Origin of the sequence: Vibrio agarilyticus, assembly GCF_012641465.1 — a bacterium.
GTDB lineage: Bacteria > Pseudomonadota > Gammaproteobacteria > Enterobacterales > Vibrionaceae > Vibrio > Vibrio agarilyticus.
Genome location: NZ_JABAIK010000013.1, coordinates 1 through 14,542, shown reverse-complemented (window position 1 = coordinate 14,542; position 14,542 = coordinate 1). Strand labels below are relative to the sequence as shown.

Below are 14,542 nucleotides of genomic sequence, written 5' to 3'. Positions count from 1 at the left end.
GGATTAGCTCAAAATAAAGGCGGGTTAACCGATAGATCTCAAGTTAACAAACAGGCGCTGAGTTAACGAACAGGCGATCAGTTCGCCAATAGACGGTCAGTTAACAAATAAACATCAGTTAACAAATAGGCGCCGAGCACCCGTGCTGTTCAATCTCTTTCAACTGATTGAGATAAGGTGTGAGTGAGCCAATATTCTCAGCAACCCAGTTGGGATCAAAATAGCTATCAAGGTAGCGCTCGCCACTGTCGCACAGTAACGTCACAATCGAACCCGTTTCGCCACGGCTTTTCATTTCACACGCCAGTTGCAATACGGCGTAAAAATTCGTTCCTGTTGAGGCGCCGACTTTGCGTCCTAAAAGTTCCGAAAGCCAATGGGCTGTTGCTACAGATGCCGCATCAGGGATCTTGCGCATTTCATCGACGACGCCAGCAATAAAACTGGGCTCAACACGGGGACGTCCAATCCCTTCAATCTTGCTGCCTTGCTGACAGGTCAGATGCGGATCATTGGTATGATAGGCGTCAAAAAAGACCGAGTTCTCAGGATCGGCGACGCACAATTTGGTATTGAATTTCTGATAACGAATATAGCGGCCAATGGTTGCAGAGGTGCCTCCGGTGCCCGGACTCATCACAATCCATTGTGGCTCTGGATGTGGCTCGAGCTTCATTTGCGAAAAGATCGCGTTAGCGATGCTGTTGTTGCCACGCCAATCGGTTGCACGCTCGGCGTAAGTAAATTGATCCATATAGTGACCGTTGAGCTCTTGCGCAAGACGACGCGATTCATCGTAGATTTGCGCAGAGTGGTCAACAAGGTGAGCACGACCGCCATAAAATTCGATCTGTTCGATTTTTTTCTTCGCGGTATTTTTAGGCATTACTGCAATAAACGGCAGGCCAAGTAAACGAGCAAAGTAGGCTTCAGATACCGCAGTGCTGCCGGATGACGCTTCAATGACCGTGGTTTCAGGTCCAATCCAGCCATTACAAATCGCGTAAAGAAACAGTGAACGCGCTAAACGATGTTTAAGCGAGCCCGTTGGGTGCGTACTTTCGTCTTTAAGGTAGATGTCAATGCCGTCAAGAGCGGGCAAATCAAGCTTGAGTAAATGAGTATCGGCAGAGCGTTGAAAGTCCGCTTCGATTTTGCGAACAGCAGTATTAATCCAATTATGATCCTTGCACATGGTGACATCTCTTTTGAAAGCAATGTTCAAAAATTACCTGTGAAGCGTGAGAAAAACTTTGCTAATTTTTCATTATTTTGGCTCAATTGGATAAATTTTTTCTCTTATTTTTCAATCTGGGAGAATGGTAATGAAAATGTCGCAACTCGATTCCATTGATAAGCAGTTATTGCAGCGATTACAGGCCGATGGCACCTTGTCTCTCAATGAGTTAGCAGAGCTGGTGAACTTAACCACAACGCCTTGTTGGAAACGGTTAAAGCGCCTCGAAGAAGCGGGCGTTATCGAAAAGCGAGTCGCTTTACTCAATGCCGAACAACTGGGGCTATCGTTTACTGCGTTTGTCCAAATTAAAACCAGCAATCATTCTCAGGCCTGGTATCACCAGTTTGTGGCGACGGTCACTGAATTTCCTGAGGTGATGGAGTTTTATCGTATGGCGGGTGAATACGATTATATGCTGAAAGTCTTGGTTCAAGACATGAAGCGTTTTGATACCTTCTATAAGAAGCTGGTCAATAGCATTGATGGTTTGTCCAATGTGACGTCAAGCTTTGCCATGGAGCCATTAAAGTACACCACCGCACTTCCGATAGAATGATATACCCAAGTATCTAAAAGTCACTTGGGTATAACCATAATGGCACGCATCGTTAAGCAACAGGTTCTTTTCAGGTAAAACGCATCACGCCTTCTTGAACCGCACTTGCCACAAGATGCCCTTGCTGATTGTAGATCTCGCCGCGTACCAATCCTCTTGAATTTGATGCCGTTGGGCTTTCAATCGCAAACAACAACCATTCGTCCATTTTGAATGGGCGATGGAACCAAATGGAGTGGTCGATGGTGGCAACCTGAAATTTAGGTGTCAGTAAAGAGACGCCGTGCGGTTGCAGTGCGGTGGTTAAAAAGCCCCAATCCGATGCATAAGCCAGTAAATACTGGTGAATTAATAAATCGTTTGGTACTTCACCGTTGGCGCGGATCCACAAATATTGTTTCGGTTCGATTTTCTCAGGTTTTAACGGGTTTGATACCACCACTGGCCGTGTCTCAATCGCTCTTTCATTACAAAAGGTGTGACGCAGCTTCTCAGGCAGATATTGCGCAATGCTCTGAGCCAATTCGGTTTCAGAGGCAAAATTTTCAGGCCCCGGAATGTTTGGCATGGTGTTTTGATGATCAAACCCCGGCGTTTCACCATGATAAGAGGCGGTAAGATAGAAAATAGGGCGACCATTTTGAATCGCTTTGACGCGGCGCGTACTGAAACTGCGGCCATCACGAAGTGTTTCAACATCGTAAATAATCGGTTTTTCTGGATCGCCCGGCAGCAAGAAATAGCTGTGAAAAGAGTGTACGCTGCGCGCATCGTCGACAGTATAGCGCGCAGCCGATAAAGCTTGGCCAATCACTTGCCCGCCATAAACCTGAGGCAGCCCCAAATTTTCACTTTCTCCTCGAAAAAGTTCTTGTTCAAGTCGTTCTAATTGCAATAGATGGAGTAGGTGATCAAGAGGTTTGCTCATAGTGTATTCCTTGTTGTTTCTAGCTGTCATACCTGAACCCAGAGATGCATTGGCGCGCTCACTAACGGAATGACAATCAACGAAGTCCTCAGGTGTGCCGTTTGCTTGTTAGCGTCATGCGATGTCATGTTAAGCCGATTATAGGTATAGTATGACGTCTTTCTAGAAGGGTATTCGCTTTCGAAAGGGCGACAGTATACCTAAGTCATTCAGATAGCGTCATTTCTAATTTTCAACACGAGTCAATTTCGTGTTAAATCTCTAACTGTTCCCAGACAAAAACACCCTTGCCGTTTTATACTGTTCAAGCAGACTTTGTTATGGTCAAAAATGAGTCAATTAACATTAAGTTTAAGAGGCGTTATGAAAAAAGCAGTACACGTTTTGGCAACTTTAGCGCTTGGCGCTTCTTTGATTGGTTGTCAATCTACACCATTGGTTGATGCTCAAGCAGAACAAGTGGTGCACGGAGTGACCATGAATACATTAAGCGGCGAAGCATTTTATCGTGAGCGTATCGCACTGCCTGAGCATGCGGTAATGGTGGTGACGTTAGAAGATGTTTCGATTGCAGATAAAGCGGCAACCATCGTTGCTCAAAAGCGAATGACAACCAAAGGAAAGCAAGTGCCGTTGGCGTTTGATCTCGCTTACGCGGCCGATGCAATAGACAGTCAGGCCCGTTATTCAGTTCGAGTGCAAATTTGGGTTGATGATGAGTTGCGCTTTACCAGTGATGCGGCTTATCCAGTCATTAACAATGGCGCACCAACAGAAGGGCTCAAAGTGCTGCTTCGCGGCGTTCGCTAAGTTAAATTTGCGTAAAAGGCAGCTCGTTAGGGCTGCCAACGAAAGCGTTTCAATGAAATTTTCCCAGTATCGGAAACCTCAACTCCCTCTGCTCGCAGCGCTTGTTTTTGGCGTTCCAAACTTTCTCCTTGTATCGAAATCTCTCCCTTTGCATTAATCACTCGATGCCACGGTAATTGTGTATCTCGAGGAAGTTGGCTTAATGCATAGCCAACTTGGCGCGCATATCCGGGATATCCAGCCCATTTTGCGACATCGCCATATGTTGTGACGAGTCCACATGGAATTTGGTGAATTACCGCAAAGATTTGCTGCTGAAATGATCCCATACTGTCTTTAAGCCCAAAGGATTGTTTGGGGCGATTATACCTGTTCTGATTGAAGAAGCAGGTTTTTCTCAAGGAAGCCGTTTTGACGCAATGTCAGTGACACTCAACCGTAGCAATTGCAGCAGTGTGTCATTATCGGTCTAGACAGAGAATAGGGTATCTGGTCGCACTACCACCAACCCATTACGCACTTACCCACGATCCTTTTTCCGGCGAACAGAGCGGACCAACATGCCTTTGTGTTGGTAAGGAGGGACCATGCTATTTTCCACTCTACAATTTATCGTCGCCTTACTATTGGTGATGTTCTGCGCCCGGTTTGGCGCTGATTTTTCCGAGCAATTTCACTGGGCAGCGTTCGCGATTCCAGTCTTGTGGCTATGGCCGGTAACGCAGTTGCGAGCAATGATTTTTGCCTTGGCATTGGTGGCGTTTGGTTGGACCCTCAGTTATCAGCCGTTCTCGTTGTCGGTAGCAATATGGATGCTTTGTCCAATGTTTTCGGTGGTCAGCTCTAAACGCAGTAATTGGGGAGTATTGGCGACGGTCGGGGTGATTGCTGTGACGTTATTGGCCAGTCTATTTGTCACTCAAGAAGCGGGGAAATTGGCAGGATTACCTTGGGTTACTGTGACACAAGCGCTTTTGGTTGGTGTGATTTGGTGGGCGTTGCGAGATTGGAAAATGCAAAGTCAGCCGCAGTGGCCTGCTTTATTATTGCTTGTGCCACTATGGATATCTGGCGATACCATCGCCGTGCTCATGGCGCTGTCACTTGTGGCACTATTGCTGGTGGGGCAAGCGCTGCACGCTCGTCAAGATTTCGATTGGGACAACTTACTCGCGTGGTCACTTCCTGCGGTGAGCTTTGCAGCGCTTGAATTGACCCAAGCCATAGAGGTGCCTAAACCTGTGTTTGTGATTTGGCTTTGTTTATTAGGCACTGCGTGGATGGCCGACTATGTGCTGCGCACAACGGAAGAGTGCGAAGATGACGATTGGTGATTCCCTCGCCAGTTAAACGGGATTTTACGTTAATTCAGAAGGATGGCCTTGCAATTGAGCCAACCATACAGGATAATCACCCCACATTAAGCGACGCCTTAACCCCAGAATTATGGGGCCCTGGTCCTCTCGCAACAATAGCTCGTGAACTCGGTCAGGTCCGGAAGGAAGCAGCCGCAGCGGGTGACTTGTGTGCCGGGATGTGGCTGGGGTCCCACCCTTTTTGAAGCCTGCAATATATGTTATATCTATAGCAGATAAACATATACTAGAATCGGCTCTGAGCCAGAGTAAGATTAGTTTCTTACTCTGGCTTTTTTATTAGATTTATAGTAGTCACTGTACTAAACCTACTAAAACCGATTTATTCAAAGTAGGTTTATGGTTGGGATCGTAAAAGTCACTGCTCAAATCAAAACGGATCATTCAGGCGCCGTTCTTGAAGTTCCCGTCTTATTGACACATCAAGGGGTGTTCGAACCTCTGCTCGATTACGTCCTCAGTCAATCTCATCGCAATAGTCTTCCTTGGATGAACCGCGTCGTGTTCTCCTGTCAGTTGCTTCTTGAGTATATGGAAGCGAACAAAGGACTGTTTTCAGAACCCAGTAAATTATTTCTCTCGTTTGTCCAAAAGCTATCGACAGGAACCATTGGTAAGGATGGAAGTGATCCGTCACAACTTTACTGGTTGCCACGTTCGGTTTCTAACGTAAATCAGCTTCTTTCATCATTGAACGGTTTGACAGATTGGTTGGTGCTCAACAATCAAAACCAAAGCATTAACCCATTTGAGCAAGCCACAAGTCATCAAGAACGTCTAAATTACGCCGCTTGGTTTAAAAGAAATCAGCACAATTTTCTTGGCCACATCAAAAATAATGCACTGACAGAAATGCTCAAAAAAGTCAGAAAAGTGCGCGGAAAACAAGATGTACTGAAAGTTGACGGTGACGCCATTTCTTTTCCTGAAAACTTATTTAAGTCTTTCTTTATCGATGGTATTGGCTCTGCAAGAGATGTGCGGGTGGCCGTGCGGGATCAATTGATTTTGTTATTGATGCACGGGGCTGGCGTGAGAGAAAGTGATGCGCTGCATTTGTGGGTTGATGATGTTTTTTATGATCCTGAAAACAGCAATAGCGTGATTGTCAGGCTTTATCACCCAGAAGATGGGAAAGCACCAAACAATTGGCGAGGTCGAAAGCGACAAACAACGAGAGCGGCGTATTTAGCTGAGAAATATCATCTTAAACCACGCAATAAGCTAACAGGCACGGCGCGAATTGGCTGGAAAACCAGAGTAGTCGATGACAGCGATAATTTTATTCATCTTCATTGGTTCCCCGCTTATTACGGTGAGCTGTTTGCAAAGTTGTGGCGGCAATATTTGCTGTACTTACTTCCACTTGAGCGAATGCACCCGTACGCATTCGTTAGCTTTTCAAAATATCAGTTAGGCCAGTCACTGACGCTGAACGCGTTTAATCAAAGTTATAAAGCGGCGATGGCACGGATAAAGCAAACCGTTTCTAAACCCACAGGTCGAACGCCACATGCCCATCGTCACGCTTATGGGCGCCGATTATCGAATGCGAAAGTTGACCCGTTGCTGATCAAAAAGGCACTTCATCATGCTTCACTTCTGTCGCAATCGGTCTACACCCAACCGGGCATTCGAGATGTCACAGAAGCGTGTGAAGAAGCAATGACCCGCCTAGATAGGCAAGAGCACGCGATATTTCGGCAAGATGTCGAACTGAGTTGGAAAGAAATCATGGAAACGGGGTTTGACGATATCGACCCTGATGGTTTGTTCGCTGGAAAATACCCCAAATTTCGATAGGTGATGGATGAAATCAACTGACTATGAATTCTCTTGGTTTACGCAAAATAATGGCTCTGGATGGGAAACTTGGCGTGAATTGGCGGCAACATGGTTGAACGAAAAGAAATACGGCATTGACCATAAACGAAATGCATTAACTCGTTTTCTGGAAGAGTATTTGGTGCCTCTTTTCATCACTGACCCTGCCGAATTGTTTGATATGGGCTCACAGGACTACAATCAATTTCTAACAAAATTCGACTTGTCAGAACGTTACCGAGTTAGGCAGAACAATGAGGTTTGCACGTTTATCGACTGGGTATTGGAGACGTATTACTCCCAACCGGATGATAATGGTGATCCAGTGCCAATGTTTAAAAATCCGTTCCGCAAAGAAAGTAATCCAATCAGTAATCAAGAAACGGTCTATAACACGCTACCTTTTTACTACATAAAAAAACTGAGGAAAATCATCTGTCCTACACCAAGAGGAAACTTTTCAGATTGGCGTTGGGCCATTGAACAATCCGATGCCTTTCTACTTAATGGCAGACATACTAGAGACTGGTTTATTGTCGATAAAGCATTAATTGACCCAAGTGATCACGATTGTGTTTGGCGAGAGATCAAGCTTGATAAGGATCGCTCTATTCGCGTCAACGGCGCATTAAAGCGATATAAAGCGGGTGAATCGCTTTATCTGATTTGGTCACCGGTGCGGGCAATGGTGCTCTATGTGAAGCTGCAATTGCCTCTAAGGACGTATCAAGTTCGGATGTTAGATTCTGGCGAAGCGGATACTTGGCGATACGAGCGTGGTCAATGGGGGCACAACAAGAAACACGATTTTGTTCAAGGCAATGAGAAGCGACCATGGCAAAAAGGTGCCATGCACAGGATTGTTACGCCGGACATCGGCGATGTGATGACGGGTTTATACATCAATACCAACAAAACAGCCGATAGAAACAAAGATGAAATTACGCGAGGTTATGTCATCCCTTGGCAGAATGAAGATGTACTGTATTGGCTTGAAAAATTACGCAACTGGCAAGAAAAGTACAACCCAATCAGTAAGCAGACTTCAATTTATGATCTAGATTTCAAGCACTTTGGTAGCACCAAATCGCCGACGCAACGGGATGAGATTGGCAATATTTGTTTTCTCTTTCGCAATGCAGCCGCCCCAATGGAGCGAGAAAGAGAACTTCCCGTGACAGCAGGGTTTGTCAGTACCCTCTGGCTTGAATTACTTAGTCAGCTAGAAAAGGATGTTTATAAGGTCGGTCACACCTTAACGGATGGTGGCAAACTACATTTTGTTGATCCGAAGAATCCTCGTAAGGCACTGTTCCCTCTTCATTCACTGCGCGTTTCGCTGATCACCTGTTATACCCTCGAAGGCGAAATTCCAACGCCCGTACTTTCAAAGCTTTTGGTTGGACACAGTCGTCTCATCATGACGCTGCATTACACTAAAGTGAGCGCCGTGATGATGGCTCGGAAAATGAAGCAGGCCGAGGGCAAGATCACCGAAAAAGATCACGAGAGTTTGCAAACATTCCTTGTCACTCAATCCATAGAAGCGATAGGGCTACAAACGTCATATCAAGATTTGGAAGCGCTGCAGAATATTTTCCGAGTTCGCAATCCAGCAGGCTGGCAAGAAAAAGCCATTGGGATCTGTTTAGCCGGTGGTAATACCCAACCCTCTGTTGAGAATACGCCAATTCCTGGTTGTTGGAATGGTGGGGAGAGGTTAAAACGAGCCAACCGAAATCAAGCGGATCTTTATGGCCCGGTTCCTCATGGCTTAGAAAACTGTGTTCGCTGCCGCTGGTTTATTACAGACTTAAATTATCTCCGTGCCTTAAACGCGCATTTAAATAATCTCAGCTATCACGCCTCGGAGTCAGCCAAAATTGCAGCAGAGCTCGAACAGCAGCAATCCTTATTGCTTGATGAAGAGTACTTTTGTGAAATCAATGGGCAAGCATTTACTAAATACCAAGATTTGCATGTACTCGAACGCCGCCTTGAAAAGCAACAGAGCGATGCTGATGAATACGCGAAAGATCTCGTTGCATGCTTTCAGATCATTCGTAATCTGTTAGCACTAGAAACGCAGCGAGAAACTGGAGATGATAAAGACAAAGTGGTGGCATTAGGTTCACCAGAAGATATTTCGCCTTTCTTTAGCTTTTTGGATACCGAGTCTGAATTTCGGCAACTGATTCAGATTTGTGATGATGCTGAGATCTATACCGATTTACGTGACGATCTTAGGAAAACATCCGCTATCGCGCACCGCAGTAACAAACTCAATAATATGCTGATGAAATCAGGATACATGCCATTTTTGCTGCAGCTAGATGATGAAACTCAGTTGTTAGCTGGCAATGCCATGGTCAATGCAATGCTCAATGCCACAGGTGAAACCGATAGATACAAAGCAATGACTCAAATTGCTGGTTATTTAGACGCAGAGGCATATTTACAAGATGCCGGGCTACTTGAGGCAGGGGTAAATGGCATTGAAGCGAAAACAGGCATCAACATCCTAAGGCTTGCTGATTTAACGAATAAAAAAGCGAAGGGGCTTGATGATAATGGCTGAAATCATCCATCCAGACATTGTTCTTGAAGAGTTGTGTTCACAAGCGACAACGCGCACAGAATCAGCATTGAGAACGCTGAATGCCGTATTGGCAAAGCAGAGCCAAATTGAACCATTGGATTTTTCCATCGCCACAATCGGTAAGTTGTCTAAAACTCAGGGCGGTCCCTCAACTCAGACTATCCGCAATCGTACAGGTAAGCATTTTCAGCATTTGATAGATGCGTGGGCTGCGTATAGTGGCACGACGCGTAAGAAGCCCCTCTCGGTAAGACAAAAACAACTGCTAAACAGCAATGATCAACACATACTCGATTCCATTGATGATCCTGTGATCCGTGCTGTAGTGGGCTCTTTGATTGCAGAGCGAAACAAATACCGTGATCAACTCAATGTACTCAAAGCCAACAGCGATATCGTTATCGACAGAACACAGCCAAGAAACCAACCCAACGCGCACATAAAGAATGAACGACAGCGCCCAGATAGCACCATGACTCCGTTAGAATTAGAAGCCATTCGTGATGCCATTTCGGATGAAAAAATGCAGGCAATGGAATGGGTTGTGATGCCAACAGGGCAGGTGAAAGACAAAGATGGGCAGGAAATCTACCGCAGAGGCTATGTGCATGTGTTGAGTAAGTTGCTTGAGAAGTAGTGCTTTAGACTCTGAAAAGAAAGAAGAAAATACATCGACCGTGTAATTTATGGCCCCATCAAAGTTAGTTACCGTAATTGAATAGGCAATTTATTCTAAATGATTTTTGCCCCTTTCTAAGTTACGCCGATATGTGTCTAACTTCACTAAGCCACTATTTGACTTAGTTTTTGTAATGCTAGTAATCTATCTACGGGTTTGTGAGAAGAGGCTACTCTAGTGCTAGAATATGTTGCCGAGCTTGAAGTTAAATTGGGTGTTCCAGAAAATTTCATATGGAGCCTTACTAATGAAGACGATTGGTCTTTCGTCATAAAATTGAACGCTCTATTTGAAGCCATTGCGACACAAGCCATAGTCGTTAAGTTAGGTTGTGCTGAGTTAGAAGATAGCTTGTCATATATTGACTTTGGCAACAGCAAATTCGGTAAGGTCACCTTGCTCAAAAAGTTGGGATGCATTACATCCTCAGAAGCAAAGTTCCTTCAAATGCTCTTTGAATTGCGTAACAAACTGGCACACAACATAAGCTTTGTCACTTTTACGTTTCAGTCTCATTTAAACTCAATGGATTCAAATCAATTTAAATCGTTTGTGACGGCAGTCAAGTGTGACAAAGAGAAAATCTACTGGAATTGCAAAGAGCAACCTAGAGAACAATACGTAATATCCCATACGAAAATACTAATTCTTCTCACCGCTACCGACCTTTTAGTTTCCTTACATCAGAGCGCCCAATCGTAAAGAATAACCATACCGAGGAGATGTGTTGTATGAATGATGACAAAATAAACACTGTCATAGACTTTACGAATCAGGTTACTCAGCATATGAGAGATAAATTTCAAAATCCAGATGCACAACTCGCATGGGATGTTTTGGATTTTCGAAAGACATTAACTCATGAATCAGATAGAGCCGCAGCTTTAATGTCTGCAGCGTATCTTGATGAGCAATTGAAAACCCTTTTAAATCGGAAGCTTGTTGACGACGCAAAAGTTAAGGAACGCATTCTTGGTACTAGTGGCGCTATTGATAGCTTTTCATCACGAATAGATCTCGCATATCTACTCGGCCTTATTCCTAAGAATTTTCGAGATGACCTAGAACTTATAAGGCGGATTCGCAATGAGTTTGCACATACAGCTCAGAAAATGGATTTTGAAACTGATGCTATAAAAAGTCGTTGTTTTCTTTTGAAAAGTGCTTTTGGAACCGAAAATATGGATGCTCATCAAAAGTTTCTTAGGACATCAATTGTAATCGCTACCAAGTTGACGAACTTTATAATTGATAACAATGCCATAGAGGCAATGCTTGATTACGATGATAGCGTTTCTTTGAAAGGTTTATCTCTAATTGATGAGTTTGTTAAAGAGAATTTTGACATTGATATGGCTGAACTAAGGGGGTATGGCACACAAGCAGTCGACGATTAAATTAGGGTAGCCATATAGAGGCTTTGTATTACTCGATATAATCCATTAGATACTAATTTATTGATATACATAACAAAAAAATATCCAGCTTCGAACTGGCGAGGTAGATCATCGTAACTCAGAACTGCCCCTAAGTTTGTTACGTACCTGAAGACGTTATAGAGAATCAGCAAGTTTAGTATAAAAAATAGTACGTTGTAGCATGTAAGATCTGCTATTTCGCCTTGGGTATTTTCCCTGTCAGGCCTCTACATTAGAGTTTTAAATGTGTATCTTTGACGTAGGAATATAAGTGAAGGTGATGCTGATGGGGCGAGTTGGTTCTAAGATCAGGATGAAAAAAGTGCGTAAGCAAATGCGAGAGTTCTTACGCTTAAAAAATGAACCGTTTAAGGTTGTTGAGAGAATGGCAAAGTCAAAGATGTACCCTATTCGCTTCGGGAAGAAAGGGGAGTATGAGTTAACTGAGTCTTCTCTCAAACATATTTTTTTCGGTGATACTGCAATTAGACCGGTAAGTTCACAAGGTGTCAGAACGACCGAAGTAGTTCTCTCTGGTGGACTTCACTCATGGGACGGTTGGGAGAACTTACTATCACACCATACAAACATTGCACACCTTCTAGAGTACGATGTTGATAGACATGACGATTGGTTCTTCGCTCGAGAACTTCAGAACGGAGTTATTACCTTAAAAATTCCCCGACAGTTATTTACAGGTAGTGCTGCTAAAATAACTATGCAGCCTGATAACTATTATAAATCAGGTTACCTTTGGAAGACGCTATACCCTATAGGGCATACAGAAGATGATATTATCAAGCTCCTCACCGAAGCCTTTGATAATATTGATGACGATGATTCTACTTACCCAACATCAGAACAAGGAGCAGGAGTGCTTTATGGGTACGCTTTGGTGAATTCCCCTCTAAAGACTATAAAGTTGCGAATACAACTTAGAGGAAACCAGATTCAATCAGCTTTTCCTGCTTGGGAACAACCTTTCACTGGAAATAATGGTAAACCATACTCGCATTCAAACTCAATAAGCTTCAATATTGCTGGATCAACAGTTTTTCACGAAAAATTCTCAAATCCTTGGGGCCATATCTTTCAAGAGAAATCCCCCAGCACGGATGCGTTACTCGATATCACTCCAACCTTTATCCTACAAAGGCCACGTCGTGATTCTTCAATTACCATTGATAATTGGCGTGATATGCGTGAGAAAGAATTGATGGAGATAGCTCCTTCGATGTCTTATGAAGAGTTGCAGGGCATAGAGATTTATTTACGAGACTATATATGTAGCAAAGACCCTTATGGCGTGCAGTGTAGTATATACACCTGTCTTTTAGATCAAGTATGTCAGGATGATGAGTTATTTAATGCCGCTCAATTGTTTGAGAATATTGCTGAGTGTATTCAAGTGTTGACTCATAGTGATATAGGAAATGGCACTAGGAGGGCTATTGATGTCATAGTTCGTTTCATAAGCATGGCCGTAGTGCACACTGATGGACTCTGTACTTTACAGTTCAAGAGGGTTCTTGGTGAGTTTTTAGAGGCAGTTCTAGAGCATCCAGATGCGAACTCACGTCGTGACTTCTTTACCGCGTTGGCGAATTCACCATGCCGTTCAGCATTATACAGTGAGTTTGATCTTAGTCCTTTCGTAAAAGAAAACAATAATTTAGGGCGTAGCATTATCGGGTTTCCAGAAGTAGATATCGAGCTGAAACCAGAACACCTCTATGAGTACTTGTCTTTGAACTTAGGGGAAAACTACCTATTAACTCTATCCAAGGGTGAGAGACTGGCTATCGCACGCGGACTTTTTCCTACAGCCGAACTATATGCCATGGTAGCTGACACTGTGTTGTTTCTATCTGGTATCGATTTCCAGTTCTTCATGCCGATACGCTTGAACCCAGAAAGGCTAGCAGAGAAATCGCCCCCCAGCGAAGAAGACCTAACTGCAATAGTGAGAGACTATAGCAGAATGCTTGTGATATATCGGCAAAGGATCGTGATGGAAGATCCCGACGCGTATAAAGCAGAAATAGACCCAGAAAATGTAGCAACAGAGGAGAGCTTCAATCTCATTCGCCAGAAACACAAACGTGCGTTCGTATTGATAATGCATGAAGCAATGCTAGAACAGATCATCAAATTAGCAGATCACTTGGGATATGAGAACCTAAAAGCAAAGAGTGAGAGCATGCTTTCACAGCTTCCAAAGGAGGTAATCCCTACTCCGAAGCCAGTTCCTGACTATATCTTAGATCGTCAAGATAAACTGGAGGTGCCAGTACAGGATGGGAGTGTTGACAACTTAGTGGAGTTAATATTGGGATTCGATTCTGATGTTCCCGACTGATATTCGTTGATTATTGGTTCTTAAAAAGTATGTTTAAGTCTAATAGCAGGCTTGGTGGTCAATTTTGCGACATGTCAAGATACATTATCAATCCTGTTATATCGTGTGTCAGTCGCTTGGGATAACCAATGTCTCTACAAGACATTTTCAATCGGTTAGAGAACCGGAATGGGTGAGTTGCTTTAGCCAATCGCCAGGAGGATTTGCAATACCTCAGATTATCCGCTAGATGCTAATTTACTAACGTCGCAGACTCGATTTTGTCCAAAAGTGATTTGGTTGGAATCTTCTGTGGCTTGTGATTTTCTGTGGCGGTCTGAAGAACTGTTACTAAATTTAATTTAATCAACATCGTCATTATTCAGATGAAGATTAGCGATGATCTCGGCAAGTTGTTTCTTCTGCTCTGTAGAAAGCTTAGAGATTGCAATAGCTAGCTCTGCCGATACCTCATCCTCACAAAAAAAGTAATTCAGTGGCACGTCAAGCGCATCAGCGATGAGCTTCAACGTACGCACATCTGGCGTGTGGCGTCCCTTCTCGTATTGGTTCATTCTGGCACTCGCCGTACTCTCATCCATGCCTATATGAATTCCCAAGGCTTTTTGGGACAATTTTGCTTGCTTGCGGGCCTCTTTGAGGCGCTGCGGAAATGGGTTTTGGAATGGCACGTAGTCATCATATGTAATAGCCCCCAATTAAAACGGACACTCATTAGTTAAGCGATAGGCTTAGACCTATCTTTAAGGAGTG

Annotated in this window: 13 protein-coding genes and 1 other RNA gene; 10 read left to right on the top strand and 4 right to left on the bottom strand. The window is 43.9% G+C overall.

Annotated elements, in window-relative coordinates; translation table 11 throughout:
* Positions 1-118: 118 nt before the first annotated feature.
* The gene (locus HGP28_RS13250; RefSeq protein ID WP_168836956.1) at positions 119-1,195 is read right to left on the bottom strand and encodes a PLP-dependent cysteine synthase family protein; all 1,077 of its coding nucleotides are present in this window, start codon (positions 1,193-1,195) and stop codon (positions 119-121) included.
* Between the two features lie 136 nt (positions 1,196-1,331).
* Between HGP28_RS13250 and HGP28_RS13245 the strand changes: the two genes are divergently transcribed.
* Positions 1,332-1,796, top strand: coding sequence for an Lrp/AsnC family transcriptional regulator (locus HGP28_RS13245; protein ID WP_439333862.1), 465 nt, complete (start codon positions 1,332-1,334; stop codon positions 1,794-1,796).
* Positions 1,797-1,866: 70 nt separating this feature from the next.
* On the opposite strand, the gene tesB is transcribed toward HGP28_RS13245, so the two are convergent.
* Positions 1,867-2,724, bottom strand: coding sequence for an acyl-CoA thioesterase II (tesB, locus tag HGP28_RS13240; protein ID WP_168836954.1), 858 nt, complete (start codon positions 2,722-2,724; stop codon positions 1,867-1,869).
* 363 nt (positions 2,725-3,087) lie between these two features.
* On the opposite strand from tesB, the gene HGP28_RS13235 reads away from it, so the two are divergent.
* A complete protein-coding gene (locus tag HGP28_RS13235) occupies positions 3,088-3,534 on the top strand; it encodes a YbaY family lipoprotein (RefSeq protein WP_168836953.1) in 447 nt (148 codons plus the stop codon).
* Between the two features lie 26 nt (positions 3,535-3,560).
* Here the strand turns inward: HGP28_RS13235 and HGP28_RS13230 are convergent, their stop codons facing one another.
* Entirely contained in the window at positions 3,561-3,863 is a 303-nt protein-coding gene (locus HGP28_RS13230; RefSeq protein WP_168836952.1) for an MGMT family protein, read from the bottom strand.
* 258 nt (positions 3,864-4,121) lie between these two features.
* Here HGP28_RS13230 and HGP28_RS13225 point away from each other — a divergent pair, with 258 nt between their 5' ends.
* The 8 genes from HGP28_RS13225 (at position 4,122) to HGP28_RS13190 (ending at position 13,789) form a co-directional block, all read left to right on the top strand.
* Positions 4,122-4,868 carry a VP0952 family biofilm-associated protein gene (locus HGP28_RS13225; RefSeq protein WP_168836951.1) on the top strand — a complete coding sequence of 249 codons (747 nt, stop codon included), beginning with the start codon at positions 4,122-4,124 and terminating at the stop codon, positions 4,866-4,868.
* Positions 4,869-4,986: 118 nt separating this feature from the next.
* Positions 4,987-5,083, top strand: an RNA gene (gene ffs, locus HGP28_RS13220) — signal recognition particle sRNA small type.
* A gap of 166 nt (positions 5,084-5,249) precedes the next feature.
* Complete coding sequence (gmtY, locus tag HGP28_RS13215) at positions 5,250-6,713, top strand: gamma-mobile-trio recombinase GmtY (RefSeq protein WP_168836950.1); 1,464 nt, start codon at positions 5,250-5,252, stop codon at positions 6,711-6,713.
* A 7-nt stretch (positions 6,714-6,720) separates the two neighbouring features.
* On the top strand, positions 6,721-9,312 hold the full coding sequence (gene gmtZ / locus HGP28_RS13210) for a gamma-mobile-trio integrase GmtZ (protein ID WP_168836949.1): 2,592 nt from the start codon (positions 6,721-6,723) through the stop codon (positions 9,310-9,312).
* Complete coding sequence (gmtX, locus tag HGP28_RS13205; RefSeq protein ID WP_168836948.1) at positions 9,305-9,970, top strand: gamma-mobile-trio protein GmtX; 666 nt, start codon at positions 9,305-9,307, stop codon at positions 9,968-9,970. Before gmtZ ends, gmtX begins: the two co-directional genes overlap by 8 nt.
* A gap of 219 nt (positions 9,971-10,189) precedes the next feature.
* On the top strand, positions 10,190-10,714 hold the full coding sequence (locus tag HGP28_RS13200) for a hypothetical protein (RefSeq protein ID WP_168836947.1): 525 nt from the start codon (positions 10,190-10,192) through the stop codon (positions 10,712-10,714).
* A gap of 29 nt (positions 10,715-10,743) precedes the next feature.
* Positions 10,744-11,409: an MltR family transcriptional regulator gene (locus HGP28_RS13195; protein ID WP_168836946.1), complete on the top strand. Its 666-nt coding sequence runs from the start codon at positions 10,744-10,746 to the stop codon at positions 11,407-11,409.
* 301 nt (positions 11,410-11,710) lie between these two features.
* A complete protein-coding gene (locus tag HGP28_RS13190) occupies positions 11,711-13,789 on the top strand; it encodes a hypothetical protein (RefSeq protein ID WP_246225719.1) in 2,079 nt (692 codons plus the stop codon).
* Between the two features lie 341 nt (positions 13,790-14,130).
* Here HGP28_RS13190 and HGP28_RS13185 read toward each other — a convergent pair whose 3' ends face one another.
* Positions 14,131-14,460 (bottom strand): helix-turn-helix domain-containing protein, encoded by a 330-nt coding sequence (locus HGP28_RS13185; RefSeq protein WP_168836945.1) that lies wholly within the window; start codon positions 14,458-14,460, stop codon positions 14,131-14,133.
* Positions 14,461-14,542: the final 82 nt, after the last annotated feature.

What these genes read in the sequence shown, in the direction of transcription:
- HGP28_RS13250 (WP_168836956.1), bottom strand. Translation starts at nt 1,195, where the DNA reads ATGTGCAAGGATCATAATTGGATTAATACTGCTGTTCGCAAAATCGAA.
- HGP28_RS13245 (WP_439333862.1), top strand. Translation starts at nt 1,332, where the DNA reads ATGTCGCAACTCGATTCCATTGATAAGCAGTTATTGCAGCGATTACAG.
- tesB (WP_168836954.1), bottom strand. Translation starts at nt 2,724, where the DNA reads ATGAGCAAACCTCTTGATCACCTACTCCATCTATTGCAATTAGAACGA.
- HGP28_RS13235 (WP_168836953.1), top strand. Translation starts at nt 3,088, where the DNA reads ATGAAAAAAGCAGTACACGTTTTGGCAACTTTAGCGCTTGGCGCTTCT.
- HGP28_RS13230 (WP_168836952.1), bottom strand. Translation starts at nt 3,863, where the DNA reads ATGGGATCATTTCAGCAGCAAATCTTTGCGGTAATTCACCAAATTCCA.
- HGP28_RS13225 (WP_168836951.1), top strand. Translation starts at nt 4,122, where the DNA reads ATGCTATTTTCCACTCTACAATTTATCGTCGCCTTACTATTGGTGATG.
- gmtY (WP_168836950.1), top strand. Translation starts at nt 5,250, where the DNA reads ATGGTTGGGATCGTAAAAGTCACTGCTCAAATCAAAACGGATCATTCA.
- gmtZ (WP_168836949.1), top strand. Translation starts at nt 6,721, where the DNA reads ATGAAATCAACTGACTATGAATTCTCTTGGTTTACGCAAAATAATGGC.
- gmtX (WP_168836948.1), top strand. Translation starts at nt 9,305, where the DNA reads ATGGCTGAAATCATCCATCCAGACATTGTTCTTGAAGAGTTGTGTTCA.
- HGP28_RS13195 (WP_168836946.1), top strand. Translation starts at nt 10,744, where the DNA reads ATGAATGATGACAAAATAAACACTGTCATAGACTTTACGAATCAGGTT.
- HGP28_RS13190 (WP_246225719.1), top strand. Translation starts at nt 11,711, where the DNA reads ATGCTGATGGGGCGAGTTGGTTCTAAGATCAGGATGAAAAAAGTGCGT.